Raw genomic sequence first — 25,085 nt, 5'->3', positions numbered from 1 at the left:
CTTGATTGGGGCATCGCCGGAGAACCCTGTCAACCAAGGAGCGAACGCCCGAACCACGCCCGCAAGCCCCCTTTCCACGATCCCGCCCGCGTCCCCTGCCCGCCGCCTCCCGCGGCGGGAGCCGCCCATGCCCGCCGCCTCCGGCGGAGGGAGCCGTCATGACCCGCGCGCCGCCGGCGCCGCGGCAACGGGACGCTTTTGCCCGGCGGGGGGCGGCATCCCTTGCCATCCCACCGGCAGTTCTTGCCCGGCAGGCGCTTCCCCAACGGCGGCGGCGGCCCTCCATGCCGCAACTCCGGCAGATTCCCGCTTTGGCACGCGCCGTGCATTGCCATTTGCGCCGGTCGGAACGCTCCCCGGCCCGAATGGAAAGAGGCCGCCGATGGAAAACCCGATCTACGTGTCCCTGTCGCGCCAGATGACCCTGCGCCGCCAGCTGGACGTGATCTCGAACAACATCGCGAACATGAACACCACGGGCTTCAAGCAGCAGCGCATGCTGTTCACGGAGTTCCTGGAGCGTCCGGGCATGCACGAGCAGATCAGCTTCGTGCAGGACCGCGCCGTGGTGCGCGACCTCTCGGCCGGCGGATTGATGCAGACCGGCAACCCGCTGGACATGGCGCTGACCGGCCACGGCTACTTCACGGTCGATACGGCGAGCGGCCCGCGTTACACCCGCGCCGGCAACTTCCGCCTGAACGACCAGCGCCAGATCGTCGACGGCGGCGGCCTGCCAGTGCTGGGCGACAACGGCCAGCCGCTCGCCATCCCGAACGGCACCAAGGACATCATGGTGTCCGGCGACGGCACCGTCTCCACCGAGTTGGGTCCGGTCGGCCGGCTGAACATCGTCACCTTCCGCAACGAGCAGCTGATGACCGAGGTCGGGGCCGGCCTCTACGTCAGCGACGAGGAGCCGCAGGCGGCCCCGGCCGACACGAAGGTGGCACAGGGAATGCTAGAGAATTCGAACGTGAAGCCGGTGGTCGAGATGACGGCGCTGATCGAGATCCAGCGCCAGTACCAGTCGAACCAGAAGCTGATCGAGAACGAGCACGAGCGCATCCGCAGCGCCATCCAGAAGCTGGGCCGCACGGCCTGATCGACCGCGTAAAGGAGCAAGAACCATGCGCAGCCTCGCCATCGGCGCCACCGGCATGATCGCCCAGCAGCTGAACGTCGAAACCATCTCGAACAACATCGCCAACGCGACGACGACCGGCTTCAAGAAGCAGCGGGCCGAGTTCCAGGACCTGCTCTACCAGAATTTCCGCCGCATCGGCTCCACCTCGTCGGACGCCGGCACCATCGTGCCGACCGGCGTGCAGGTGGGCGCCGGGGTGCGCGTCGCCGCGGTGGCCCGCGTGCTGGAGCAGGGCAACCTGACGGTCACCGACAACAAGCTGGACGTCGCCGTCAACGGCTCCGGCTATTTCCAGGTGCAGCTCCCCAGCGGCGACACCGCCTACACCCGCGCCGGCAATTTCAAGCTGTCGCCGGAGGGCATCATCGTCACCGCCGACGGCTATCCGGTGCAGCCGGCGATCACCATCCCGGCGGAAGCGGTGGACGTCGCCATCAACGCCTCGGGCGAGGTGATGGTGAAGCTGGACGGCCAGGTGGCCCAGCAGAATGTCGGCCAGCTCCAGCTCGCCACCTTCGCCAACGCCGCCGGCCTGGAAGCGGTCGGCGACAACCTGTTTCTGCAGACCGGCGCGTCGGGCGAGGCGGTCGGCGGCAACCCCGGCGCTCCCGGTTTCGGCCGCGTGGTGCAGGGCGCGCTGGAGACCTCCAACGTCAACATCGTGCAGGAGATCACCACCCTGATCTCCGCCCAGCGCGCCTACGAGATGAACTCCAAGGTCATCAAGACCACCGACGAGATGATGCAGCAGGCCTCGCAGCTCCGCTGATCCCGGCATCGTCCTAAGGCTCGTCTTTGCAAGGAAGTCCCGCCATGTCCCGCCCCGCCCTGCGCATCCTCGGCACCGCCCTCCTCGCCGCCGCCCTCGCCGGCGGCCCGGCGGCCTTCGCCCAGTCGATGGACGGCACCCCGACGACGGCGGCGCAGGCGGTGGTCTACAGCCCGGCCCATGTCGAGGCGGTGCTGTCCGACGCGCTGTCCCGCCAGATCACCACGGGCCGCCTGCAGATGGAGCTGGACAACCGGGCGGTGGAGCTGCGCGCCCCGGCGGGCGCCGGCAGCCTGACGGTGGAGAACCTCTACTACAACCCGGTGCAGGGCCGCTTCGCCGCGGAGATGATCGTGGCCGATACCCGCCCGGCCGTGCGCCTCCCGGTGTCGGGCCGCGCCTACGGCGTGGTGCAGGTGCCGGTGCTGTCGCGGCGCATCGCGCCCGGCGACGTGATCGGCCCGGGCGACGTGGACTGGCAGGACGTGCGCGCCGACCTCGCCGGCAGCGACATCGCCGCCACCGACGCCCAGCTCATCGGCCTGACGCCGCGCCGCGGCGTCCCGGTGAACCAGCCCGTGCGTCTGCGCGACCTGCAGTCGCCGCGGGTCGTCGACAAGGGCGCGCTGGTCACCATCACGCTGGCCACCGAAAACCTGACCCTGTCGGTCCAGGGCAAGGCCCTGCAGGACGGCGGCCGGGGCGACGTGATCCGCGTCGTCAACACCCAATCCAACCGCATCCTCGAAGCGACCGTCGCGGGCCCCAACATCGTCGCCGTGGCAAAGCCCGGCCTCACCGCGAAGTAAGGAGAAAGCTCCCATGCCCGCCCCCAAGACGACCGCCCCCAGGCACACGGTCCGCACGGCGTTCCGCTTCGCTCTGCTCGCCGCCGTCGCCGCCGGTCTGCCCGCCTGCAACGCCATGTCGCGCGTGTCGGACATCGGCTCCGCTCCGGAACTCACCAAGATCAAGGACCCGCAGGCCCAGCCCGGCTACCAGCCGGTCAGCCTGCCGATGCCCACCCCGCTGCCGACGGAGCGCAACCCGAACTCGCTGTGGCGGACGGGCGCCAAGGCCTTCTTCAAGGACCAGCGCGCCGCCAAGGTCGGCGACCTGCTGACCGTTGACATCCAGATCAACGATCAGGCGCAGATGAACAATCAGACCACCCGCACCCGCGGCAACACCGAGAAGGCCGGCATGCCGAGCCTGTTCGGCTTCGAGGGCAAGGCGCTGCAGCGCGCGCTGCCCGACGGGGTGAACGCCGGCAGCCTGCTGGACCTGAACAGCTCGACCTCCAACGACGGCAAGGGCGCCATCAACCGCAAGGAACAGATCACCCTGAAGGTGGCCGCGCTGGTCACCCAGACCCTGCCCAACGGCAACATGGTGATCCAGGGCCGCCAGGAGGTCCGGGTGAATTACGAGGTGCGCGACCTGATCATCACCGGCGTCATCCGGCCGGAGGACATCACCGCGCAGAACACCATCAGCTACGAGAAGGTCGCCGAGGCCCGCATCTCCTACGGCGGACGCGGCCAGATCACCGACGTGCAGCAGCCCCGCTACGGCCAGCAGCTCTTCGACATCATCATGCCCTTCTGAGGACGGTCAGGGGACATCGGGCAGAAACGCAGACGAAGAACGACACGATGGAAGGGGGCCCGAACCCCATTCCATCGCGTTGCATGGCGCGACAGGAACACCCGCATCCCGGCCGGCTTCCACGCATCGCCGAACCAGCCATGCGACACGGACGCGGCACAGGCGTGTTTCGGTGGTCGCGCCACGGTCCAGCCGTGCGCTGCCCGCGCTGAGCCGGCAGTTTCTGCCGCCCGGCGCCTTCTGCCGTCCCCTTCCCTGCCCACCCGGGGCGTGTCACCGCCGTCGTGGGCCTGCACCGCGCCGGGCACGGTCAAGCCGGCCGCAACGGCACGCTGCATGTGGAGGTCTGGCTATCCCCGCCGGCGCACACGGCCCGATGCCCGGATCGCAGGAGGGCGCCGGCCACGCGATGGCCGTGGCGGCGGGTTGGGCAATCGCAAAGCCTGATGCATCAGGCTTTGCGCTCGATGACATCGGGCGGGCCGCTTTTTTTACTTGAGACAGAAAGCGAGATATCCGTTGCCCTCGACCTGACCCGGAGTGGTCAGGATCGAGCCGGAGGATTGGCCGGAAACGGTCATGCTCATGTCGATGCTGCCGTTGCCATCCAGATCGATGTGAGCCGTGGCACCCTTGTAGCCTTCGACGCCGCCCATCTCCTGCCAAGTCAGTTTCGAGACTCCCTCCTTCCAACCCCAGGTGGTCACCCATTCACCCGCCTCCAGGTCGGTGACGGTGGACCAGGTCACGCCGCCGCTGCGGCCATCGACGAAGAATGTGTCCGTGCCCCAGCCGCCGGTCAGGAAGTTGGAGCCCAAACCGCCATCCAAGACGTCGTCGCCATTCCGCCCGTCGATCGCGTCGTCGCCCGCAAGCCCGTTGATGAAATCGGCCCGACTCGAGCCCCGGATCGCTTCGCCGGCATCGGTGCCAATGTGCTGGTTCACCACTCCCGCCACCGGACCGGTGTAAGCGGCCATCGCGGTCTCCACACTGGCACCGCCGGTCGTGACGGCGACACGGTTGGTCGGATCTTTTCTGTAGTCGATGGTCGCTCGGGTCTGGAGCAGAGCTTCGCGGTTCAGATAATAGCCCAACGCCTCGTTGACATCCGGAGTGTTCAGATGCGTAATTTTCATACGATCCGTAAACGCTTCCCATGATAAATTCCCAATAAAACCGGGAGCCTTTGGAAGCAAAGAAATAATACTGTCATATGAATGGACCGAATCGGATAAAGTAATTTTCTCAATCTTGAACTGAGGATCGAGATAATTGAGGACATACACCAACTGACCCGACTTCGTGTCGCCAACCACCAAATGGCGCCCATCGATCGTCGCCGCGTACGTCGTCGGTCTGCTGACACCGATTCCCGATGCGATCAATTGATCGGAAGAACCACCCGAGTCGGCAATCACAATCGCTCCCGGTGATTGAATCGAATAAGTATCGTCCCCAGCGCCGCCAAGGAAGAAAACGAAGTCAATTCCATATCCACCGTAAAATACATCATTGCCTTGCAGACCGAAAAACACCGTATTTGATGAGGCGGCCATGGCATCGCCGTCCTTGGAACCGATGCGCTCAGCAAATCTCAATGCCATTTCCCGATTCCTTCATCATCAGATGATCAGCTTGCCAGCGCTTAACTTGCCCTTCACCGCTCGGCGCTTCACCGGCCTGTGCCCAACGTTGTGATCTCATCAGGACCAGCACCGCCACGGCTCGTTGTCAGGCATACCGAAGTGCTCACACCCGCCATCAAGTTCTACCAAAGCGGGTACGAAAAGGAAATTCAAAACCGTTTATGACCAATGGCGGGTGCGGCGGCGTGGTGCGCCCCTCAAGGATTGAGAGGGGACGCTCTTGGAGAGCAGGGCCGAGCAGCAGCGGCCATCGTTTCGGGTGGGTGGCGACCCTCTTCCCGCCGGGCCCGGGCGGCCCGTCACCCGCCCCCGGCCAGAAGCGCCTCGTAACGCCGGACGGTCTCCCGCATCTCCTCAAGGATCTGGCGCTGCTCCTCGTTCACCGCCCGGACGCGCTCCGCGTCGGCGCGCGCCTGCTCGGCATGAAGCCGGGCCTCCTCGGCAAAACACCGGGTCGCCTCATGGAGTTGCCGCGCCAGTTCCTCGGAGAGGCGCGCCTCCTCCGCCGACCGCCGGGCCATCTCGGCGGATCGGCGAAGCTCCTCGTCCAGAATGCGCGCCTCCTCCGCTTCCTGGCGCCGCGTTTCCCCGGTGATCCGCCCCTCTTCCGCGATCAGCCGGGCCCCTTCCGCTTCGACATTGCGCTGAAAATGCGCGACCCGTTCCTCTTCGGCCTCCTCCCGCATCCGCTCCGCCCCGATGCGGGCCTCTTCGGCCCGGCTGCGCCGCACCTCGCTGCGCCGACGCCAATCCTCGGCATCGGGGTTCTGCGCCTCAGGGTGGTTCGCGGGTTGATGGGCCTGGGCCATGGGGCTTCCCTTTCAGCAGGCGGTGAGACCCTTCCAACGCCTTTTCGGCGGAGCGCAGGCGCTCATGGGATTGGTCCAGGAGGCGCTTCCTGCGTGTCTGCGCCTCACGGACCAGGGCCTGCAATGTCTCGATCCGCTTCAGGACATCCATTTCACCGTCAACAGGCCGTTCTGGCAACCCGCACCATCGGGTTGTGGAGGACCGACCCGGGCGAGCAGCCGGACGCGCGAAAGCGCCACACCAGAAGGTGAGGCGCCATCGGAAGACGTTCGTCGTTTGGTGGCGGCGGCGGCAGAGAGGGGCAAGCCGTTTCCCAGGCTGGCCGGGACCGGCCGGAGCCGGTAGCGTGACGGTTCATTGCAGCGGGCCCGCGGCCGGCCCGAGCGAACCAAGCTCCGACAGAGGGGCGGGCCGCAACCTCCTCAGCACGCCGTCGGGAACTCACCCCGACACCGTCCCAGAACGGACAAAAGCCCCCGCCGGGATCGGAGGAGGCTTGTCCTTGGGCACGGCCGGAAGCGCCGGAAATGAACCGGCGCGTCAGTCGTCGCGCTGGGTGCGCTCCATGCGCTCGTGCCGCTCCTGGGCTTCCAGGCTCAGCGTCGCGATGGGACGGGCGTCGAGGCGGCGGACGGAGATGGGCTCCCCCGTTTCCTCGCAATAGCCGTAGGCCCCATCCTGCAACCGCTCCAGCGCCGCGTCGATCTTGGAGATCAGCTTGCGCTCGCGGTCGCGGGTGCGGAGTTCCAGCGCCCGGTCGGTTTCGGCCGACGCACGGTCGGCGATGTCCGGTTCCTGGATGCCGCCTTCCTGAAGGCTGCTCAGGGTCTCGCTGGATTCAGCCAGCAGCTCCGCGCGCCAGCGCAGCAGCTTCTGGCGGAAATATTCCCGCATGACGGGATTCATGAACTCCTCGTCTTCCGACGGGGTGTAGTTCTTAGGCAGAAGCGGAGACGACATCCGAGAGCATCCAACGCAAAAGGGTGATCCGGGCGGCGCGGAGTATAGGTAGGCGCACCGGCAACCGCAACCCCGCGCTTCGCCTATCGAAGCACGAACAAGCCCTTGGAGAAGCAAAGTTTTGTGAAACCGCCGGCGATGGCCGTACGGCCGATGCCGAAAAGCCGATCCTATGGCCGCAATGGCCGGCGGCCCCGGCCGCCCGACGCCGGCGCCGCGGCCTGCGGCGCTGGGAAAGGCGCTCAGGGGGTGAGCTTCGCCAGCTCGACCTGGGCGCGCAGGTCGATCTGGTCAAGAATGTCGGCCAGACGCGGATCGTCCACATGGACGCGCCGCGACTGCACCACCTTCACGAGGTCCATCAGCTTCTGCGCCGGAAGCGTGCCGGCCAGAAGCCCGTGCTGGATCTCCTCCAACTTGTCGAGCATCTCCTCGGCGCGCATCTTGCCGCGCGAGGCGCGGGCCGTGGCGTCGTCCACCTCCTGCAGCGCCAGCACGCTGGCGATGCCGGCCAGCGGCGCCGCCGCATGGACGCCCTGCGCGGTGTTGGTCTCGCCGACGAGCTGCTTGGAAAAGGACGCGCCGGACGAGCCTTCGGCCTTCCCCGTGCGCCGGACCGAGCTGCTGCCGCGAAGTTTTCCGGGGCCTTCGACTTTCATGTTCCGTGCAACCGGTTTCGGAAAAGCGCGATACTCTAGATGGAAGCACCTTAACATCCGGTCAAGGTTTGCCGCAATCGGGCAAAAATTGCCCCGCTTCCGTGACATAAAGCGGTCGGACGCGGTGCCAATTTCCGGCCTTTTCATCGGCCGCCGCCGCTTCCCCTTGCCGATCCTGCCCTTTGCCTGCCGTCCGCGCGTCTGGCACGCCATTTGTATAGGAAGGGACAGCCGTTGAGGAGTGTTCCCGCCATGACCGCCACCGCCCTGCCCCGTGCCATCATGCCGCGTGCCGCGACCGTGCTGCGCGCGGTCGCGATGCTGGCCGCGCTCGCCGCGGCGCTGCTGGCGCTGTCGGCTCCGGCCTCGGCCTCCTCGGCGCGGATCAAGGACGTGGTGGACGTCGAGGGCGTGCGCGACAACATGCTGATCGGTTACGGCTTGGTGGTCGGCCTGAACGGCACGGGCGACAGCCTCAACAACTCGCCCTTCACCGAGCAGAGCTTGGTCGGCATGCTGGAGCGGATGGGCGTCAACACCCGCGGCACCAACCTGCGCACCAAGAACGTGGCGGCGGTGATGGTGACGGCGACCCTGCCGCCCTACTCCGCCCAGGGCACGCGCATCGACGCCACCGTGTCGGCGATGGGCGATTCGAAGAGCCTGCTTGGCGGCACGCTGCTGGTCACCCCGCTGCTGGGCGCCGACGGCGAGGTCTACGCCGTGGCCCAGGGGCCGATCGCGGTGTCCGGCTTCTCCGCCCAGGGCCAGGGGGCCAGCGTGACGCGCGGCGTCCCCACCTCCGGCCGCATTTCCTCGGGCGCCATCGTCGAGCGCGAGATCCAGTTCTCGCTGGCCGAGCTGCCGGTGCTTCGCCTGTCGCTGCGCAACCCGGACTTCACCACGGCCCAACGTGTGGCCACCGCCATCAACATCCAGCTCCGCGGCAACCGGGCCCAGGCCACCGACCCGGCCTCGGTCCTGCTGAGCGTGCCGGAGGCCCGGCGCGGCGACATCGTCGGCCTGATCACCGAGATCGAGCAGCTCCGCATCACCCCCGACCAGGTCGCCCGCGTGGTGGTGGATGAAAAGTCCGGGGTGATCGTGATGGGCGAGAACGTCCGCATCTCCACCGTCGCCATCGCCCAGGGCAACCTGACCATCCGCGTCACCGAGACGCCGCAGGTCAGCCAGCCCGGCCCCTTCAGCCAGGGCCAGACCGCCGTGGTGCCGCGCACCGACATCCAGGTGGACGACCAGTCCAACAACCGCCTCGCCGTGATGAATTCCGGGGTGACGCTCCAGGAGTTGGTACAATCCTTGAATGCGCTTGGCGTGGGCCCCCGGGACATGATCGCCATCCTTCAGTCGATCAAGGCCGCCGGAGCCCTGCAGGCGGAGATCGAGGTGATCTGATGGATACGACGCTTTCCCTTCCCGGCCTTCCGCCCCCGCGCCTGCCCGCGGCCGCCGAGCGCGCCCAGGGGAACGCCCAGGGCAACGCGCAAGGGGGCTTCCGGACGGCGGTGCGGACCGATCTGGTCGATCCCAAAGGCGCCGAGAGCAAGGTGGACCCGGCGATCCGCGCCAAGATCCGCCAGTCTGCCAACGAGTTCGAGAGCGTCTTCGTCTCCCAGATGCTGGGCCACATGTTCGACGGGATCGAGGTGGACCAGACCTTCGGCGGCGGCCATGCCGAGGAGATGTTCCGTTCCATGCTGACCAACGAGTACGGCAAGCAGGTGTCCCGCAGCGGCGGGTTCGGCATCGCCGATCAGGTTTACCTCGAGCTTCTGCGCGCACAGGAGGGCACCCATGGATAAGGTCGACGTCCGTTTCCCGCAGCCGTCCAAGGCTCCCGCCGCCAATCTGCCCAAGAACGCCGAGGAGCGCGCCGCCGCCCTGGTCGAGCTGATGGACCGGCTGAGCGCGCATCTGGCGCGCGAGACCGAGGCGGTCATGCGCCACTGCACCAGCGCCGAGCTGGCCCGGCTGGGGCGCGAGAAGCAGCCGATGATGCTGGTCTACGAAGAGGTGTCGCGCCTGCTGCGCGTGGACCGCGAGGGCATGGCCGCCCTGCCCGACGAGGCCAAGGCCGCGCTGCGCGAGGCGACGCGCGGGTTGTACGAGGCCTCCGCGGCCAACGCCGACGCGCTCCGCCGGAACAGCGCGGCGCAGAAGATCCTGGTGGACACCGTGGTCGGCGCCATCAACCGCGCTCGGCAGACCACCACCCCCGCCTATGGCACCGCCCCGGTTCCGCCGCGCGCGACCTACGTCACGCCGAGCCACGGGCCATCCACCTCCGCCACGCTCAACACCCGGCTCTGACGCCGCCGCAGGCACCGGACTCCGTCGCAAGGGCCGTCCGACCGGGCGGCCCTTGCCGCGTTTCCGGGTCCGGCAAGAAGCGCCGGCCACCCGGCGGAATTTGCCGCCCGGCGGACGGAACTGCCGGGCACGGGACGGCGAGCGGACCCACCGGCACCGGCCGGGAACTGGCCCGTTAGTTGCTTCCGGATGGGGTGCACTTGTCCGCTTCGGGGAATCCCTTCCATGGCCATCCAAACGAACACCGCGCCCTCCGCGTTCGAAAGCCTGGTCCGGGGCCAGACCTCGTCCAGCCAGAACACGGCCCCGCGAAGCGACAAGTTCGCCTCCATGATGGATCGGCTGATCACCGAGGCCGCCACCCGCAAGCGCGATCAGGTCCAGGCGGAGGCCTCCGCCCAGGAGCGCCGCAGCGCCGCGGCGAGCGCCGCCGACCAAGCCGCCGCCGATCGGACGGCCGCCAACCGGGCCGCCGAGCGCAAGGCCGCGGAACGCAGCCCGCCTCCTCGCCCCGACCCCATCCGCGCGGAACCGGCCAAACCGCGCCAGGCCGCCGACGCGAACACCCAGGCCGACGCCCGCGCCGCCCGCAAGGACGAGGCCCAGCGCACCGCCGAGCGGAAGGACAGCCGCGCGTTCGACGCGGCCAAGGCCGGCGACTCCGCCCACGCGACGCGCACCGAACGGCGGGAGGCCGCCGCCTCGGCCCACGCCACGGCCAAGGAGGCGAAGGCCGCAAACGCCAAGGCGGCGCTCGATGATGCGGCCAAGGCGACGCCCGCCGGCGTCACCACCGGCGCCGACCTTGCCGCCGACACGGCCGGGACGCTCCTGCCGGACGACGCCAACGACGCGACGGGCGACGGTGGCGCCCGGGACGGAGCCGGCGGTCAGGGCGACGACGGGACCGGCGAGGCGGTGATCCTCGACTTGACCGTCACGGTGACCGAGACCACCGTGGAGATGGTCACGGCCGACCAGTCCGCCGTCCTGACCGACCGCGAGGCCGCCCTGGCGCTGGCCGTCGCCCCGCTGGTCCCCGCCCCGCTGGCCAACGGGCGGCCCGACGACGCGGCCGACAAGGCGACGGAGGACGGCACGGTCGAGGCGACGGCCGCGACAACGCCGCCCGCCGCCCCGGTTCCGGACGACGAGAAGGCGCCCTTGGCCGGTGCCCCCGCCACCGATGCCGCCTTGGCCGCCGCGGAAGCCGCCGCGGCTGCCCTGGCCGCCGCCGGCGCTCCTCATCCGGACGGCAAGACCAAGCCCGCCGCCGACGAGACCGTGACGGCGGCCGCGGCGGCCAAGCCGGTTGCGCAAGCGACGCCAACGCCGGTTGACGCGGCACCGGTCCAGGCCGTCCCGCAGCCCGAGCTGCCGGCGCACCACGCCGAGGCGAAGGACGCCGCCAAGGACAAGCCGGCGACGGCCGATGCGCTGTCCTCCGGCGCGCTGCCCGTCGCCGACCTGCCGAACGACGACAGCGCGCCGCTTCCGCAATCCCCGAATGAGCTTGCCGCGGCCAAGGCTAAGGGCGCGACACGGACCGGGGCGGACGGCGACGCCGGTGCCAACGCCGGCAACCGCGGCAACCCGGACCCGAACGGCAACGCCGCGTCCCTGGCCCAGCCGCCGGCACCCCAGGCACCGCTTGCCGACCCGGCAAAGCCTGCCGGGCAAAGCGCGTTCCTCAACGCCGCCGCTGCGGCCGCTGCGGACGCGCCGCCGCCGGCCGACGGCGCCCCGCACGCCACCACCCCGACGCACGCGGTTTTCGCCGGGATCGAGGGCACCCACACGGCGAGCGGCGTGGAGACGGGGCTGACCACGACGCAACTCCGCCCGTCCCGCGGGTCCGCCGGTCTGCCGATGGGCGTCCAGGAGCAGGTGGCCGTCCACATCAGCAAGAACGTGTCGGACGGTAACGACCAGTTCACCATCAACCTGCGCCCCGCCGAGCTGGGCCGCATCGACATCAAGCTGGACATCGGCCAGGACGGGCGGGTCACCGCGTCGGTCGCCGTGGAAAAGGCCCAGACCCTCGAACTTCTGCAGCGCGACAGCCGCAATCTGGAACGCGCCTTGCAAGATGCCGGGCTGAAGGCGGACAGCAACAGCCTCAACTTCAGCCTGCGCGGCGAAGGCGGCCAGTCGTTCCAGGAGTCGGGACGGCAGGGCGGCTCGGGCCGACGGGGCCGCGGCTTCGGTGGCGGCACGGGCGAGGTGGAGGATGCGCAGGCCGCCTACACCCTGACGCTGGCCCCGGGCCGCGTCGATATCCAAGCCTGATTCAGACCAGCTGCAGCCATTCCAGCGAAGGACGACGACCATGGCCACCACCAACACCGACTACGGCAGCAGCTGGAACACCAACCAGACCAAGACCAAGACCGACACTTCCACCAAGACCACCAAGACCGCCGACGAGCAGAAACTCGACACCGCGGTGAAGGGGCTGGGCGACAACTTCGAGCATTTCCTGAAGCTGCTGACCACGCAGATGCAGAACCAGGACCCGCTGAAGCCCATGGACACGAACGACATGACCAAGCAGTTGGTCGATTTCGCGAACGTGGAGCAGAACATCGGCACCAACAGCCGGCTCGACAAGCTGCTGAAGCTGCAGAACGCCTCGACCAACTCGACCAACCTCGCCTATCTGGGCCGCACGGTCACCTTCGAGGGCGACAGCTTCGACTACACCCAGGGCATGACGGCGGCCCCGCTGGCCTACGAGCTGGAGAAGTCCGCCAAGTCGGTGCGCGTGGACATCCTGGACAGCAAGAACCGCGTCGTCCGGTCGATGACCGGCGAGACCGCCGCCGGCACCAAGCACGTCGTGAACTGGGATTTCAAGGACGACGGCGGCAACGCCGTCCAGCCGGGCCAGTACCGCCTGAACATCGCCCCGGTGTCCGAGAAGAAGGACGACATCATCAAGGCGACCCCCTTCACCTTCGGCACGGTCAGCGGCATCGGGTCCAACAAGGACGGCGAAACGGTGATGTCCGTCGGCAGCGTCGAGGTTCCGCTGTCCAAGCTCTCCAAGGTGTACTGAGGGCGTCCCGCCCATCCGCTTCGGCGTCTTCCGAAGGCATGGTCAAAGGCATGGTCAAAGGCATGGGCAGAGGTCCGGACGGGCCTATGCGCCATGCCTTTTATGCTTAAAACATTAACCCTATCGTTTAGGCTTTTGTTAAGCGGAGAAGGGGTAGGTTACCACCAAATCGTGGAATACACTGCTGATGGTGGAGCGTCCGCGCATGTCATCTCGCGAGCTTGAAATGAGCGACGATGGCTCCAGTGGAGCGTCGGTCATCGGTCCAGCAGGACGGCCGATGACAGAAAATGATCTTCCCCCTCCGGACACCAAGCGCTGGGTGATGCGGCGCAAGGCGGAGGTTGTGGCCGGCGTGCGTTCGGGGCTGATCAGCCTTGAGGAAGCGTGCCGCCGCTACACCCTGTCCGTGGAGGAATTCCTGTCCTGGCAGCGGCTGATCGACAGCCACGGCATGCGGGGTCTGCGGGCCACGCGGCTGCAGGACTATCGTGGGAACCAGCCGCCGCCGTCCGTGCGCAGCCGCATGGCCAGCACCGCCGCCGAATAAGCGACTCTCCGCTCGCCGTCCGTCCGGACCAGACCGCCGCAGGCCCGCCCTGCGGCGTCGTTGTTTTGTGTTCCGGCGCAGGAACGGAGCGTGTTTTCCGCCCCGACATTTTGCGTCCGGGGAGCTTTGCAATTTTTGCGTGGCAGGTATCGCTTTCGTTCCCGCCCCGCAAAGATTAATGCAGGGCAACGAAGCAACCCGCGACGGGAGTTCACCACCCCATGCGCTATCTGGACGATCTGACCCCCGGCGACCGTTTCACCGGTGGCCCGGTGACCGTGACGGAGGAGGACATCGTCGCCTTCGCGCGGCAATTCGACCCGCAACCCTTCCACCTCGACCCCGAGGCGGCGCGGGACAGCGTCTTCGGCGGGCTGGCGGCCAGCGGCTGGCACACCGCCGGGCTGACCATGCGGATGATCGTCACCGGGGACGGCGCGCTCGCCGGCGGCTTCGTCGGGATGGGGGTGGAGGATATCCGCTGGCCCCTGCCCACCCGCCCCGGCGATGCATTGCGCATCGAGAGCGAGATCCTGGAGGTCCGCGTCTCGGCCAAGCGCCCCGACCGCGGCATCGCCCGCGTGCGCACCACCACGTTCAACCAGGATGGCGCGATCGTTCAGCAGATGACCGCCAACCTGCTCGTCCCCCGCCGCCCCGGCGCCGATGAGGCGTGATCGCGCAAGCAGAGCCCCGAACGCACAAAGGGCCGCCCGAGGGCAGCCCTTTTGTGTGCGTCGCTGTCGTGCCGTTGTCCTGGGAATGGTGGGCGCACAAGGACTCGAACCTTGGACCCGCTGATTAAGAGTCAGCTGCTCTACCAACTGAGCTATGCGCCCATTCCCATCCGGGGACCGAAGCACCCGGAGGCATGAAAGGGGTCTTGGGAGCGATCCCTTTCGATCCGGAAAGTGATGGTGGGCGCACAAGGACTCGAACCTTGGACCCGCTGATTAAGAGTCAGCTGCTCTACCAACTGAGCTATGCGCCCATCACTTCTCGTTCACACCGGCACCGAAGCCTTCGTCTCTGCGTCAGGGGGTGCCTGACCGTATCGACTAGGGTTCCTGTCCGGCCAAGCCGTCGTCCCGGCCGGTGTGGCGCGGTTTATAACGAAGGGTCCGGGGCTTGTCGATACCAAAATGGATAGGATCGCATTTTTTTGACAGGGCTCGTTCCGGCTCCGCACACACCCTTCGCAGCCGCCTTCGGGAGGGTCTTTGGACCGCCTTCTTTGACAGCCGGCCAAGCCCGGCGCTATCACCCTTCCCCAGCGATTGGGAGGAGCGGGGACGATGCAGGGCTGGACCGAGGGCTATGTGGGCGGGATCGGCTACATCCACGCCTTCTACCGGGAATTGTCGCCGGCGCTGCTGTCCTTCGCGCTGACCCTGCGCGGCTGGCGGCCTCCGATGGACCTCGCCGGGTCCTTCGCCTGCGCAGAGATCGGCTGCGGCCACGGGGTGAGCAGCGCCGTCCTGGCCGGCTGCCATCCCGACGCCCGCTTCGAGGCGGTGGACTTCAACCCCGGCCACATCGCCGGCGCCCAGCGCCTCGCCGCCGAGGCCGGGCTGGGCAACGCCGCTTTCCTGGAAGAGAGCTTCGCCGATTACGCCCAAAACGGGACCAAGGATCTGGACATCGTCACGTTGCACGGTGTCTGGTCCTGGGTCAGCGCGGAGAACCGGGCGATCCTGGTGGACCTGCTGAAGCGGCGGCTCAAGCCCGGCGGGCTGGTCTTCGTCAGCTACAACGCCCTGCCCGGCACGCTCGCCTACATGCCGCTGCGCCGCGTCCTGGTCGAGCATTGCGCCGACCGCACCGGCCCCCTGCCGGAGCGGATCGAGGAGGCCGTGGCCTTCGCCAGCCGCCTGACCGCCCTCAACGCCGGCTGGTTCGCCCAGGCCGACGCGCTGCCGGCGCGCCTGGACTCGCTGAAGCGCAAGTCGCCCAACTACATCGCCCACGAATACCTGAACCGCGACTGGACCGCCTTTTACCACGCCGACGTGGCGCGGGAACTGGCCGCCGCCAAGCTGGACTTCGCCGGCCCCGCCGTCCCGATGGAGCAGATGGACGAGCTGTCCCTGCCGCCGGACGCCCTGCCCCTGCTGGCCGAGGCGCGCGACCCGGCCTACCGCGAGACCTTGCGCGACCTGCTGACCAACCGCGCCTTCCGCCGCGACCTCTTTGTGAAGGGGGCGGAGCGGCTGACCGCGGCGGAGCGGCGGGACCGGCTGCGCGCCACCCGCTTCGCCCTTCTCGTACCGCCCGACGACCTGCCGGAGATGGTGCTGGCCCCGGTCGGGCGCGTGCCCCTGCCGCAGGACCTGCACGGCCCGCTGGCCGAGGCGCTGGCCGCCGGCACCCCGACGCTGGGCGAGTTGGCCGCCCTGCCCGCCCTCGCCCGCCACGGCGAGGAGGCGGTGCTGCGTGCCCTGATGATCCTGACCAGCCTGGCGCTGGTGGCGCCCGCCCTGCCCGAGGCCGGTCAGGCGGCGCGCGCGCTCCAGGCCGACCGCTTCAACGCCGCCATCCTGGACCGCAACCGCCGCGACGACACGCTGGACACTCTGGCGTCACCCGTCCTCGGCTCCGGCGTCGCGGTGTCGCGGCTGGAAGCGCTGTTCCTGCTGGCCCGGCGCAGCGGTGCCGACCCCGCGGCGACCGCTTGGGAGGCCCTGTCGGCCGATGGGCTCGCCCTGACGCGCGACGGCGCGCGGCTCGATGGCGAGGAGGCCAATCTGGCGGAGTTGCGCGCCCGCTTCGACCGCTTCACCCGTCTGCGCCTGCCCACCCTGCACCGTCTCGGCGTGGCGTGACCGGCGTCAGGTCCGGAACCAGTCGAGACAGCCAGTCGGCAGCAGCGTGTTGCTGACCAGCAGGGCGCCGTGCCGGTAGAGCGCCGCCGCGCTGCCGCCCTCGCCCAGGTCGATGGCCCAGAGCTGGCCGGAAGGGTCCTGCCAGACCGTCCGCCCGTCCACCGCCGCCACCGCGGCGAAGACATCCGTCGCCGTCGTGCCGGGCTGGAACAACACCATCACCGTGGTCACGCCGGGCGGCGGCAAGGCGGCGACCGGTCCGGCGACCAGAACCGCCAGCGTCAGGACGATGGGCGTCAGGACGATGGGCGTCACGGCGACCGGCGCGAGGCGACCACCCCCACCCGCTCCCCCGCCGCGCCGCAACCGCCAGCCCGCCGCGACGACGGCGACTCCGAAGACGACGAACCACAGCAGGTCCCACAGCAAGGGATTTGCCGAGTCCATGCGGATGCGGTGGATGCCGAGAATCCAGTGGGACAGGACGCCGTCGATGATGTGCCAGACGCCGAAGCCGATCAGCGCGTTGGCGGCCAGGAGACGGTCCGCCCCCGCTTCGGCGAAGCGGCGCCGGCTCCGCCACAGCAGCCACAGACCGCCCGCCGCGACGAGGTACATCGCGGCGTGGAACAGGCCGTCCGCCAGGATCTGGACGCGGATGTCCTGGACGGCGGACGATTCGACGGCCGACAGCAGGTGATGCCACTGCAGCACCTGATGCAGCAGAATCCCGTCGAAGAAGCCGCCGAGCGCGAAGCCCAGCAGGTATCCCGCCCAGGAAAGCCCGGTCGCGGCCTGTGCCGGTGACGGAGGATAAGTCGTGTCTGTGGACATGGCCCGACAACCGCCGCGGGCGCGGACGGGTTCCGCACCCGGCGCCCGAACGGTGGCGGGCTCTTCAGCCCCCGACCAGCCCGGCCTCGTCCGCCGCGCGGTCGAACTGGAGCGCGGCAAGCCGGGCGTAAAGACCGCCCTCGCGGACCAGATCGGCGTGGCGCCCGGTGGCGACGACGCGCCCCTGCTCCATCACCACGATCCGGTCGGCGTTGAGGACGGTCGCCAGACGGTGGGCGATGATGATGGTGGTGCGCCGGGTCATCAGCTTGTCCAGCGCGTCCTGCACCATGCGCTCGCTCTCCGCATCGAGCGCGCTGGTCGCCTCGTCGAGCAGAAGCACCGGCGGGTCGCGCAGGATGGCCCGCGCGATGGACAGGCGCTGGCGCTGCCCGCCGGACAGCCGCACGCCCTTCTCGCCGAGGAAGGTGTCCAGCCCTTCCGGCAGGGCCTGCAGGAACTCCAGCGCGTGGGCGGCCTCGGCGGCGGCGAGCACCTCGGCGTCGCTGGCGTCCGGACGCCCGTAGCGGATGTTTTCCCAGGCGTTGGCGGAGAAGACCACCGGGTCCTGCGCGACGAGGCCGAGCCGCCGCCGCACCTCCACCGGGTCGGCGTCGCGGACGTCCACCCCGTCGAGGGTGACCGCCCCGGCCTGCGGGTCGTAGAAGCGCAGCAGAAGCTGGAACACCGTGGATTTGCCGGACCCCGACGGGCCGACCAGGGCCACCGTCTCGCCCGGCTCGATCTCCAGCGAGAAGTCCTTGAGCGCCGCCCAGTCCGGCCGCGACGGGTAGTGGAAGCGCACGTCGCGGAAGGACAGCGCGCCCTGCGCCGGTTCCGGCAGGGCGCGCGGGTTGGCCGGGGCGCGGATCTCCGGTTCGGTGTCGAGCAGGTCGAACAGCCGCTCCGTGGCGCCGGCGGCGCGCTGCAGGTCGCCGGCCACCTCGCTGATCGCCCCGACCGAGCCGGCGACGACCACCGAATAGATGACGAAGGCCGAAAGCTGCCCGACCGTCAGCCGCCCGGCCAGCACGTCGTGCCCGCCGATCCACAGAATGAGGCCGACGGAGCCGAAGACCAGCACGATGACGATCATCGTCATGATGGCCCGCACCGTCACCCGCCGCCGGGCGGTGGCGAAGGCGTCCTCGACCCGCCCGCCGAACAGGCTGCGGTCGATGGTTTCGTGCGTGTAGGCCTGCATGGTGCGGATGGCGCCCAGCGTCTCCTCGACGAAGGAGCCGAGGTCGGCGATCTTGTCCTGGCTCGCCCGCGACAGGGCGCGCACCCGACGCCCCAGGATGATGATCGGCAGGATGACCACCGGCACGCCAAGGAACACCAGCCCAGCCAGCTTCGGCGAGGTCACCAGCAGCATCGCCGTGCCGCCGACGAACATCAGCGTGTTGCGCAGCGCGATCGAGACGGAGGACCCAACCACGGTCTGCAGCACCTCGGTGTCGGTGGTCAGACGCGTCAGGATCTCGCCGGTCTTGGTCGTTTCGAAGAAGCCTGGGGACAGCGTCACCACATGGCTGTAGACGGCGCGGCGGATGTCGGCCACCACCCGCTCGCCGATCCAGCTCACCAGATAGAAGCGCCCGAAGGTCGAGGCGGCCATCAGCACGATGACCACCAGCAGCACCAGGAGCGCCCGGTCGAGCAGAGCCGAATCGCCCGCGACGAAGCCTTGGTCCACCAGGACGCGCATGCCCTGCCCCAGCCCCAGAACGGTCCCGGCGGCCACGGTCAGGGCCAGCATGGCCCCCAGGATCTGCAGCCGGTACGGCCACAGGAAGGGAAAGAGCCGGCGCAGCGGCGACAGGTTGCGTCGGCGCGTTGCGGCGGAAGGCGTCGCTTCGGACACCGGATCGGACTTCGACGACGGACGGGACACCGGGGCTCCCCAGCGGCAGGACGATGTGCAGACGGTGCACGGAGGCAAACCCGGCATATAGCAAGGGGGGGGCCTATGAACAAGGTATGGTGCGGCCGGCGGATTGAACCGGGCGGACACGACGGCACGGCATCACGGCGGTCCGCAAGAACCGGCCGCCTTTTCCGGCGCAGGAACGCGGTTGCATCATGCCGCATGCTTTGCTATAGACCGCGCTCGCTTTGCAGGAACCCCGGCCATGAAGACTGATATCCATCCCGACTACCACGAGATCAACGTGGTGATGACCGACGGCAGCACGTTCAAGACCCGCTCCACGATGGGCAAGCCGGGCGATACGCTGCGCCTCGACATCGACCCGAAGTCGCACCCGGCCTGGACCGGCGTGCAGAAGCTGCTGGACACGGGCGGCCAGATCGCCAAGTTCAACAAGCGCTTCGCGAGCTTCGGCCTGAAGAAGTAATCTTCTTCGTCCGCAAAACGAAATGGGGCGTCCGGTCCGCCGGACGCCCTTTTCGCGTTTGCGGCTTTTGAGAAGGCCGGCCGTCAGCCGGCCAGCGCCACCGCGTCACGGGCGCGCTCATCCAGGCGGGCGACGCGCATGTAGAGCCGGTGGCTGCGCTCCAGAAGGCTGCGCAGGCCTTCGGGCAATTGCTCGTTGTCGGGGCCGGAGGGATCGGTGCAGATGTCCCCGCCCGACAGGGCGAAGTCGTCGCTCGCCGCCTGCTCGCGGGTCATCTCCCCGGCATGGACGGCCTTCTGCGCCAGCAGCCAAGCCATCACCTGGGTCAGGCGGCTGGTCACCCGCATGGATTCGTACGAGATCTGAAGCCGGACCTGGGGCGGCAGCGCCCGATGGCTGACGGCGTCGTGATAGGCGATGTAATTGCGCGCCTCGATCAGCAGCGCCATCGTCTCGTCGTAAGTCCCGTTGAAGAAGGTCGGTGTTTCCATCACGGCCGTACCCCTCCCGCGGCCGAATGGCCCGATTCCGAGCCTCGCCGCAACTGATTAACAATCGATGAGTGGTTATGAACCCCGCCCGGCCGTCCGCTGGACGGTGACGGCGCGGTCCGGCGAATTTCAAAAAACGCCCTCTTGAACGGGCAAGTCGCTCGCTTATCTGTCGCGGTGTCGGCGGACGCCCAGTTGGGGTTCGCCGGAACCGCAAAACCGGGGACCGACGACGATCGTGGTCTCCGATCGCTGTATCGCTCATTTGGAGGATATGTCATGCGCTCCTACGACCTTTCGCCCCTGTTCCGTTCGACCGTCGGGTTCGACCGCCTCTCGCGCCTCCTGGAGAACGCGATGACCGGCGACGAGGCCGCCGCGTCCTACCCGCCCTACAACATCGAGAAGACGGGCGACGACGCTTACCGGATCACCATGGCCGTCGCCGGCTTTGGCCCGGAGGACCTGGAGATCACCGCTCAGCAGAACTCTCTGGTGGTCACAGGGAAAGCTAAGAAGGAACAGGAGACCGGCCAATTCCTCTACCGGGGTATTGCCGGCCGCGCTTTCGAGCGCCGCTTTCAGCTTGCCGACTTCATCAAGGTGGGCAACGCCAATCTGCTGAACGGGCTGCTCCACATTGATCTGGTGCGCGAGGTGCCGGAGACGATGAAGCCGCGGACCATCCAGATCGGCACCAACAGCGCGGCGAAGCCCGCCCTGACCCAGCAGGCCGCCTAACCGCAAGGCACCACACGTCCATACGGCGCTCCGGGAAACCGGGGCGCCGTTTCTGTGTTCATCGGAGTCCGCCCCCCTCATGCGTCGGCCATGACCCGGCCGGGCGGCAAGGCCACGGTCACCGTCGTTCCCTGCCCCGGCACGCTGGCGATGCGCAGGGTGCCGCCATGGGCCTCGACCAGTCGCTTCGAGATGGACAGGCCGAGCCCCATCCCCTCGTAGCGCCGCGCCATCGACTGGTCGACCTGGACGAAGGGGGTCATCGCCTTCGGCAGATCCTCCGCCGCGATGCCGATCCCGGTGTCCGTCACCGACAGTTCCAGCCCGCCGTCGCTTCCGCGACGCGCCCGGATCAGGGCAGGCTCTCCGGGGTTGGAGAACTTGACGGCGTTCGACAGCAGGTTCACCAGGACCTGCCGCAGGCGCAGCGCGTCGCCGGTCAGCGTCGGCAGGCCATCCTCCAGGTCGATGTGGATCGGCACGCCGCGTTTGCCCGACTGGATGGCGACGAGGTTCAGCGCCTCCCCCACCAGGGCGGACGGTTCGACGGGCGTCTCGTTCAAGCGCAGCCCGCCGGCCTCGATGGTCGTGATGTCCAGGATGTCGTCGATGATCGCCAGCAGATGCTCGCCCGACTGGCGGATCGAGCCCGCGTAGTCGATGTAGCGGTCCACCTCGGCCGCGCCGAGCAGCCGCATCTCGATCACCTGGGCGAAGCCGATGACCGCGTTCAGCGGGGTCCGCAATTCGTGGCTCATCACCTGGAGGAAGGTCGACTTGGCGCGGTCCGCCGATTCGGCGGCCTCCTTCGCGGCGATCAGGTCGCTTTCGCTCCGCTTGCGCGCGGTGATGTCGCGGATGATGCCGGTGAAGACCCGTCGTCCACCGGTTTCCACCGCGCTCACCGACAGTTCGATGGGAAAGCGGTCGCCACCACGCCGCACCGCGACGGCCTCCTGCACGGCCCCGGCGCCATGGGCCTCGCCGCCCGGCTGGTAGACGGCCAGCCCGCCATCCTGGAGCAGCGTCGCGATGCCGGGGATCAGCCGGTCGACCCGATTCCACAGCATGTCGACGGCCGGAATGCCGAACATCGCCTCCGCCGCCGGGTTGAAGCTGTGGACGATGCCCTCCCCATCCATGGTGACGATGGCGTCGGCCGCGGCGTCCACGATGGCGTTGGTCCGGGCCTCCGCCATTAGCAGCGCGTCGACCGTCCGCACATATTCAGTCATGTCGCTCAGCGTGCCGACCCAGCCCTGCACCCGCCCATCCACGTCGGTCAGCGGCGAGCCCTGGCACAGGGCGAAGGTGATCGTGCCGTCGGCGCCGCGGAACCGGACATTCAGGAGAATGGGCTGGCCCGACGCCACGGCCTCCGCCCAGTCGGCCTCAAGCCGCGGCCGGTCGTCCGGATGCACGGCCGCCAGCCAGGCATGGCCCTGCAGGGCATCGGGCGGCAGTCCGGCGATGGCGGCGAAGCGCGGGTTGGCCGACGCGATTCCGCCGTCGCGATCCGTCTCGAACAGGCCGATCGGAGCGGAGCGGGCCAGCGTCTGGTAACGCGCTTCGCTCGCCCGCAGCCGCTCCCCGGCTTCCACGCGGTCGGTGACGTCACGGGCGTGGAGGACGGTTTCCGGGGCACCGGCGTCGCCCATGCGGCGCAAGGCCGTCACCTCCACATGCCGCCAGCCGCCCGCCGCGTGGCGCAGCCGGCAGGCGAACGGACCAACGGCGTCGCCGGGCGATCCATCGTCGCTTGGCCCGTCACCGGACGGTCCGACATTCTGCCGGGCGAGACCGCGGGCGACCGCCTCCCGGTCATCCGGATGGACGCAATCCAGCAGGGCGGTCCCCAGCAGCGCCTCCGGCGGAGTGCCGAGCACGCGGAGCGCCCCGGCTCCCACATCGGCAAACCGCCCGTCCGGCGCCACCAGCGCGACGATATCGCCGGCAACCGCCATCAAGGCATGGACAGACCGCTCAAGACTTCGCACAGCTCACCATTCCGCATCGCCGCTTCAGTGCAGAACAGTAAGACGCGAACCTGTTAACGATTCATGATGAGACTGTAATCAACGAAGAAACAACAGGCTTAGCGGGCAGCAAACCGGGCCGAAAAAGCATCTGTGGTTGCGTTTGGCGCTTCCGTCATAACCATATGGCCTATGCCGGACAGCAGAACGACTTCAGAGCCACTGACTTTGGCAGCAAGCGCCTTGCCCGATTTTGCCGGAGTCATGCGGTCGACTCCGCCCAACAGGAACAGTGCCGGGCAGGACACCGCCGCGGCGGCCGCACCACCGCGGCCATAGGCGTTGCAGGCGCCGAGATCGACACCCAGCACGCCGGGCCGCGCCCGCTGCATCAGGCGCCGTCCGCCGGGCACCAGCGACAGGCCGGGCGCCGCGGCACCGCCGACATGACCGCAAGGCCCGTGCCCCCAGCCGACCACCAGCTCGATGGCGGACGGGTCGTTCAGCGCCGCGGCGGCAAGCAGGTCGGGATGGACCGGCATCGTCTCCGCCACGCCCAGCAGGGCCAGCGATTCGATCCGGTCGCCGTGCCGCGCCGCGGTCTCCAGGGCCACCAGGGCGCCCATGGAATGGCCGGCGAGCGCCACCTTCGCCACACCCGCCGCGTCCAGCAGCGCCACGACCCAGTCGGCCAACTCTTCGATGGATGGCAGCGGCGCCCCGGCGGAGCGGCCATGGCCCGGCAGATCGACCGCCAGGACCGACCGCCCGTGATGGGCGAGGTAGCGGCTTTGCAGACTCCACACCGTGTGATCCATGCCGGCACCGTGGATCAGCACGATCGCCGGACGCGCCGGGTCGAAGGGCCGTCCGCCGGTGTGGGCGTAGACGGTTTGGCCGTTGACGGTCAGGTCCATGGCAGCCTCCTCACGCCTTCGTCGCGGCGCGCAGCGCCTGGCGCAGATCGTCGATCAGGTCGTCGCAATCCTCCAGCCCGATGGACAGGCGGATCATGTCCTCCCCCACCCCGGCGGCGGCGAGCGCCTCGGCGTCGAGCTGGGCGTGGGTGGTGCTGGCGGGGTGGATGACCAGCGACTTGGCGTCGCCGACGTTGGCGAGGTGGGAGAACAGCGCCAGCTTCTCGATGAAGCGCCGCCCGGCCTCCCGCCCGCCCTTGATGCCGAAGGAGATGATCGAGCCGGCGCCGTGCGGCAGGAGCTGGGCGCGCAGCCGGTGGTCGGGATGGTCGGGCAGCTCCGGGTGGGTGACCCAGGCGACGCTGCCGTTTTCCGCGTAGGCCTCGGATTCGAGGAAGCCCAGCACCTTGCGGGTGTTGTGGATGTGGCCCTTCATGCGCAGCGGCAGCGTCTCCACGCCCTGGAGGATCTGGAAGGCGTTCATCGGGCTCATGCAGGCGCCAAAGTCGCGCAGCCCCTCGGCGCGGGCGCGCATGATGAAGGCCGCCGGCCCGTACTCCTCCGCGAAGTCGATGCCGTGATAGCCGGCGTAGGGCTCGGTCAGGGTCGGAAACTTGCCGGACGCTTCCCAGTCGAAGGTGCCGCCGTCGATCACCACGCCGCCGATGGCGACGCCGTGCCCGGCCAGCCATTTGGTGCAGGAGTGCATCACCAGATCGGCGCCGACGCTCAGCGGCTTGCACAGGTAGGGCGTGACGAAGGTGGCGTCGACCATCAGCGGCAGGCCGGAGTCATGGGCGATCACCGACAGGCCGGGGATGTCGAGCACCTCCAGCCCAGGATTGCCCAGCACCTCGCCAAACAGCAGCCGTGTCTCCGGCCGGATGGCCGCGCGGAAGCCGTCGAGGTCGCGCGGACTCACGAAGGTCGTGGTGATGCCGAATCGCGGCAGCGTGTAGGCCAGCAGGTTGCGGCTGCCGCCGTAGATCGAGGAGGAGGCGACGATGTGCCCGCCGGCGTCCATCAGCGTCATGATGGCGAGCGTCAGCGCCGCCTGACCGCTGGCCGTGCAGACCGCGCCGACACCGCCGTCCAGGGCAGCCAGCCGTTCCTCCAGCACCGCCACCGTGGGGTTGGAGATGCGGGAATAGATGTGGCCCGGCCGTTCCAGGTTGAACAGCGAAGCGGCGTGGTCGGTGTCGTCGAAGACGTAGGACGTGGATTGGTAGATCGGCACCGCCCGCGCCCCGGTGGCCGGATCGGGCCGCTGGCCGGCGTGCAGGCTCAGCGTGTCGAACTTCAGGAACTTGGCGTCAGCCATTCCCATCCCCCTGAAAAGGTAAGGGCCGCCCGTGGTGCGAGCGGCCCTCTGCTGCTTCGTTTTTATTGCCTGCCCTGCTCAA

The 25,085-nt window shown here is 68.7% G+C and carries 24 protein-coding genes and 2 tRNA genes; 14 read left to right on the top strand and 12 right to left on the bottom strand.

All coding sequences use genetic code 11. From position 1 onward, the window contains the following. Positions 1–382 precede the first annotated feature (382 nt). From flgF to flgH, 4 genes are read left to right on the top strand one after another with little or no spacing between them, the layout of a single operon-like run. The gene (gene flgF, locus FBZ83_RS21660; RefSeq protein ID WP_145688594.1) at positions 383–1,105 is read left to right on the top strand and encodes a flagellar basal-body rod protein FlgF; all 723 of its coding nucleotides are present in this window, start codon (positions 383–385) and stop codon (positions 1,103–1,105) included. Positions 1,106–1,130: 25 nt separating this feature from the next. Beyond that, positions 1,131–1,916, top strand: coding sequence for a flagellar basal-body rod protein FlgG (gene flgG / locus FBZ83_RS21655; protein ID WP_014240989.1), 786 nt, complete (start codon positions 1,131–1,133; stop codon positions 1,914–1,916). 44 nt (positions 1,917–1,960) lie between these two features. Continuing rightward, a complete protein-coding gene (gene flgA, locus FBZ83_RS21650) occupies positions 1,961–2,725 on the top strand; it encodes a flagellar basal body P-ring formation chaperone FlgA (protein ID WP_145688584.1) in 765 nt (254 codons plus the stop codon). Between the two features lie 13 nt (positions 2,726–2,738). Continuing rightward, entirely contained in the window at positions 2,739–3,524 is a 786-nt protein-coding gene (flgH, locus tag FBZ83_RS21645; protein ID WP_186466156.1) for a flagellar basal body L-ring protein FlgH, read from the top strand. Between the two features lie 491 nt (positions 3,525–4,015). On the opposite strand, the gene FBZ83_RS31510 is transcribed toward flgH, so the two are convergent. The 4 genes from FBZ83_RS31510 to FBZ83_RS21625 all read right to left on the bottom strand — a co-directional run bounded on the left by FBZ83_RS31510 (position 4,016) and on the right by FBZ83_RS21625 (position 7,602). After that, complete coding sequence (locus tag FBZ83_RS31510; RefSeq protein WP_247888423.1) at positions 4,016–5,131, bottom strand: calcium-binding protein; 1,116 nt, start codon at positions 5,129–5,131, stop codon at positions 4,016–4,018. A gap of 341 nt (positions 5,132–5,472) precedes the next feature. After that, positions 5,473–5,982, bottom strand: a complete 510-nt coding sequence (locus tag FBZ83_RS31700; protein ID WP_211101685.1) for a hypothetical protein — start codon at positions 5,980–5,982, stop codon at positions 5,473–5,475. Between the two features lie 541 nt (positions 5,983–6,523). After that, positions 6,524–6,943: an RNA polymerase-binding protein DksA gene (dksA, locus tag FBZ83_RS21630; RefSeq protein ID WP_145678390.1), complete on the bottom strand. Its 420-nt coding sequence runs from the start codon at positions 6,941–6,943 to the stop codon at positions 6,524–6,526. A gap of 242 nt (positions 6,944–7,185) precedes the next feature. Further along, entirely contained in the window at positions 7,186–7,602 is a 417-nt protein-coding gene (locus tag FBZ83_RS21625) for a flagellar assembly protein FliX (protein WP_014240995.1), read from the bottom strand. A gap of 252 nt (positions 7,603–7,854) precedes the next feature. Between FBZ83_RS21625 and FBZ83_RS21620 the strand changes: the two genes are divergently transcribed. The 7 genes from FBZ83_RS21620 (at position 7,855) to FBZ83_RS21590 (ending at position 14,218) form a co-directional block, all read left to right on the top strand. Continuing rightward, a complete protein-coding gene (locus tag FBZ83_RS21620) occupies positions 7,855–9,018 on the top strand; it encodes a flagellar basal body P-ring protein FlgI (protein ID WP_145688572.1) in 1,164 nt (387 codons plus the stop codon). Continuing rightward, positions 9,018–9,425, top strand: coding sequence for a rod-binding protein (locus FBZ83_RS21615; protein WP_145688563.1), 408 nt, complete (start codon positions 9,018–9,020; stop codon positions 9,423–9,425). Before FBZ83_RS21620 ends, FBZ83_RS21615 begins: the two co-directional genes overlap by 1 nt. Then, positions 9,418–9,933 (top strand): flagellar basal-body protein, encoded by a 516-nt coding sequence (locus FBZ83_RS21610; RefSeq protein WP_145688558.1) that lies wholly within the window; start codon positions 9,418–9,420, stop codon positions 9,931–9,933. Before FBZ83_RS21615 ends, FBZ83_RS21610 begins: the two co-directional genes overlap by 8 nt. Positions 9,934–10,158: 225 nt before the next feature. After that, positions 10,159–12,222, top strand: coding sequence for a flagellar hook-length control protein FliK (locus FBZ83_RS32380; RefSeq protein ID WP_145688556.1), 2,064 nt, complete (start codon positions 10,159–10,161; stop codon positions 12,220–12,222). A 40-nt stretch (positions 12,223–12,262) separates the two neighbouring features. Continuing rightward, a complete protein-coding gene (locus FBZ83_RS21600; RefSeq protein WP_145688554.1) occupies positions 12,263–12,991 on the top strand; it encodes a flagellar hook assembly protein FlgD in 729 nt (242 codons plus the stop codon). Between the two features lie 187 nt (positions 12,992–13,178). Beyond that, positions 13,179–13,541 (top strand): DUF1153 domain-containing protein, encoded by a 363-nt coding sequence (locus tag FBZ83_RS21595; protein WP_425321498.1) that lies wholly within the window; start codon positions 13,179–13,181, stop codon positions 13,539–13,541. Between the two features lie 221 nt (positions 13,542–13,762). Next, a complete protein-coding gene (locus tag FBZ83_RS21590; protein WP_145688552.1) occupies positions 13,763–14,218 on the top strand; it encodes a MaoC family dehydratase in 456 nt (151 codons plus the stop codon). A gap of 86 nt (positions 14,219–14,304) precedes the next feature. Here FBZ83_RS21590 and FBZ83_RS21585 read toward each other — a convergent pair. Both FBZ83_RS21585 and FBZ83_RS21580 read right to left on the bottom strand, forming a co-directional pair. Further along, a tRNA-Lys gene (locus FBZ83_RS21585) sits at positions 14,305–14,380 on the bottom strand. A gap of 76 nt (positions 14,381–14,456) precedes the next feature. Further along, positions 14,457–14,532 (bottom strand) — tRNA-Lys (locus FBZ83_RS21580). Positions 14,533–14,836: 304 nt separating this feature from the next. Between FBZ83_RS21580 and FBZ83_RS21575 the strand changes: the two genes are divergently transcribed. Further along, complete coding sequence (locus tag FBZ83_RS21575; RefSeq protein WP_145688549.1) at positions 14,837–16,363, top strand: class I SAM-dependent methyltransferase; 1,527 nt, start codon at positions 14,837–14,839, stop codon at positions 16,361–16,363. A 6-nt stretch (positions 16,364–16,369) separates the two neighbouring features. On the opposite strand, the gene FBZ83_RS21570 is transcribed toward FBZ83_RS21575, so the two are convergent. After that, the gene (locus tag FBZ83_RS21570; protein ID WP_145688547.1) at positions 16,370–17,197 is read right to left on the bottom strand and encodes a DUF2243 domain-containing protein; all 828 of its coding nucleotides are present in this window, start codon (positions 17,195–17,197) and stop codon (positions 16,370–16,372) included. 64 nt (positions 17,198–17,261) lie between these two features. Beyond that, positions 17,262–19,151, bottom strand: coding sequence for an ABC transporter transmembrane domain-containing protein (locus FBZ83_RS21565; protein ID WP_145688545.1), 1,890 nt, complete (start codon positions 19,149–19,151; stop codon positions 17,262–17,264). A gap of 181 nt (positions 19,152–19,332) precedes the next feature. Between FBZ83_RS21565 and rpmE the strand changes: the two genes are divergently transcribed. Continuing rightward, a complete protein-coding gene (gene rpmE / locus FBZ83_RS21560; RefSeq protein ID WP_014241009.1) occupies positions 19,333–19,557 on the top strand; it encodes a 50S ribosomal protein L31 in 225 nt (74 codons plus the stop codon). A gap of 83 nt (positions 19,558–19,640) precedes the next feature. Here the strand turns inward: rpmE and FBZ83_RS21555 are convergent, their stop codons facing one another. Beyond that, positions 19,641–20,048 carry a DUF1465 family protein gene (locus FBZ83_RS21555; protein WP_109070617.1) on the bottom strand — a complete coding sequence of 136 codons (408 nt, stop codon included), beginning with the start codon at positions 20,046–20,048 and terminating at the stop codon, positions 19,641–19,643. Between the two features lie 279 nt (positions 20,049–20,327). On the opposite strand from FBZ83_RS21555, the gene FBZ83_RS21550 reads away from it, so the two are divergent. Further along, a complete protein-coding gene (locus FBZ83_RS21550) occupies positions 20,328–20,789 on the top strand; it encodes an Hsp20 family protein (RefSeq protein WP_145688543.1) in 462 nt (153 codons plus the stop codon). 77 nt (positions 20,790–20,866) lie between these two features. Here FBZ83_RS21550 and FBZ83_RS21545 read toward each other — a convergent pair whose 3' ends face one another. From FBZ83_RS21545 to FBZ83_RS21535, 3 genes are all read right to left on the bottom strand, one after another. Next, positions 20,867–22,753: a sensor histidine kinase gene (locus FBZ83_RS21545; RefSeq protein WP_247888430.1), complete on the bottom strand. Its 1,887-nt coding sequence runs from the start codon at positions 22,751–22,753 to the stop codon at positions 20,867–20,869. Between the two features lie 131 nt (positions 22,754–22,884). Beyond that, positions 22,885–23,682, bottom strand: coding sequence for an alpha/beta fold hydrolase (locus FBZ83_RS21540; protein ID WP_145688539.1), 798 nt, complete (start codon positions 23,680–23,682; stop codon positions 22,885–22,887). Between the two features lie 10 nt (positions 23,683–23,692). Then, positions 23,693–25,003 carry an O-acetylhomoserine aminocarboxypropyltransferase gene (locus FBZ83_RS21535; protein WP_145688538.1) on the bottom strand — a complete coding sequence of 437 codons (1,311 nt, stop codon included), beginning with the start codon at positions 25,001–25,003 and terminating at the stop codon, positions 23,693–23,695. Positions 25,004–25,085 lie beyond the last annotated feature (82 nt).

Origin of the sequence: Azospirillum brasilense, assembly GCF_007827815.1 — a bacterium.
Classification (GTDB): Bacteria; Pseudomonadota; Alphaproteobacteria; order Azospirillales; family Azospirillaceae; genus Azospirillum; species Azospirillum brasilense_C.
The sequence above is the reverse complement of the archived record's forward strand: the minus strand, read 5'-3'. Positions and strand labels throughout refer to the sequence as shown.

Coding starts and splice junctions, on each gene's coding strand:
- FBZ83_RS21620 (WP_145688572.1), top strand. CDS start 7,855: ATGACCGCCACCGCCCTGCCCCGTGCCATCATGCCGCGTGCCGCGACC.
- FBZ83_RS31510 (WP_247888423.1), bottom strand. CDS start 5,131: ATGGCATTGAGATTTGCTGAGCGCATCGGTTCCAAGGACGGCGATGCC.
- FBZ83_RS21615 (WP_145688563.1), top strand. CDS start 9,018: ATGGATACGACGCTTTCCCTTCCCGGCCTTCCGCCCCCGCGCCTGCCC.
- FBZ83_RS21570 (WP_145688547.1), bottom strand. CDS start 17,197: ATGTCCACAGACACGACTTATCCTCCGTCACCGGCACAGGCCGCGACC.
- FBZ83_RS21600 (WP_145688554.1), top strand. CDS start 12,263: ATGGCCACCACCAACACCGACTACGGCAGCAGCTGGAACACCAACCAG.
- FBZ83_RS21540 (WP_145688539.1), bottom strand. CDS start 23,682: ATGGACCTGACCGTCAACGGCCAAACCGTCTACGCCCACACCGGCGGA.
- flgF (WP_145688594.1), top strand. CDS start 383: ATGGAAAACCCGATCTACGTGTCCCTGTCGCGCCAGATGACCCTGCGC.
- FBZ83_RS21595 (WP_425321498.1), top strand. CDS start 13,179: ATGGTGGAGCGTCCGCGCATGTCATCTCGCGAGCTTGAAATGAGCGAC.
- FBZ83_RS21625 (WP_014240995.1), bottom strand. CDS start 7,602: ATGAAAGTCGAAGGCCCCGGAAAACTTCGCGGCAGCAGCTCGGTCCGG.
- flgG (WP_014240989.1), top strand. CDS start 1,131: ATGCGCAGCCTCGCCATCGGCGCCACCGGCATGATCGCCCAGCAGCTG.
- FBZ83_RS21590 (WP_145688552.1), top strand. CDS start 13,763: ATGCGCTATCTGGACGATCTGACCCCCGGCGACCGTTTCACCGGTGGC.
- FBZ83_RS21575 (WP_145688549.1), top strand. CDS start 14,837: ATGCAGGGCTGGACCGAGGGCTATGTGGGCGGGATCGGCTACATCCAC.
- FBZ83_RS21535 (WP_145688538.1), bottom strand. CDS start 25,003: ATGGCTGACGCCAAGTTCCTGAAGTTCGACACGCTGAGCCTGCACGCC.
- FBZ83_RS21555 (WP_109070617.1), bottom strand. CDS start 20,048: ATGGAAACACCGACCTTCTTCAACGGGACTTACGACGAGACGATGGCG.
- dksA (WP_145678390.1), bottom strand. CDS start 6,943: ATGTCGTCTCCGCTTCTGCCTAAGAACTACACCCCGTCGGAAGACGAG.
- flgH (WP_186466156.1), top strand. CDS start 2,739: ATGCCCGCCCCCAAGACGACCGCCCCCAGGCACACGGTCCGCACGGCG.
- FBZ83_RS21545 (WP_247888430.1), bottom strand. CDS start 22,753: ATGGCGGTTGCCGGCGATATCGTCGCGCTGGTGGCGCCGGACGGGCGG.
- FBZ83_RS21565 (WP_145688545.1), bottom strand. CDS start 19,151: ATGCCGGGTTTGCCTCCGTGCACCGTCTGCACATCGTCCTGCCGCTGG.
- FBZ83_RS31700 (WP_211101685.1), bottom strand. CDS start 5,982: ATGGCCCAGGCCCATCAACCCGCGAACCACCCTGAGGCGCAGAACCCC.
- FBZ83_RS32380 (WP_145688556.1), top strand. CDS start 10,159: ATGGCCATCCAAACGAACACCGCGCCCTCCGCGTTCGAAAGCCTGGTC.
- rpmE (WP_014241009.1), top strand. CDS start 19,333: ATGAAGACTGATATCCATCCCGACTACCACGAGATCAACGTGGTGATG.
- flgA (WP_145688584.1), top strand. CDS start 1,961: ATGTCCCGCCCCGCCCTGCGCATCCTCGGCACCGCCCTCCTCGCCGCC.
- FBZ83_RS21550 (WP_145688543.1), top strand. CDS start 20,328: ATGCGCTCCTACGACCTTTCGCCCCTGTTCCGTTCGACCGTCGGGTTC.
- FBZ83_RS21610 (WP_145688558.1), top strand. CDS start 9,418: ATGGATAAGGTCGACGTCCGTTTCCCGCAGCCGTCCAAGGCTCCCGCC.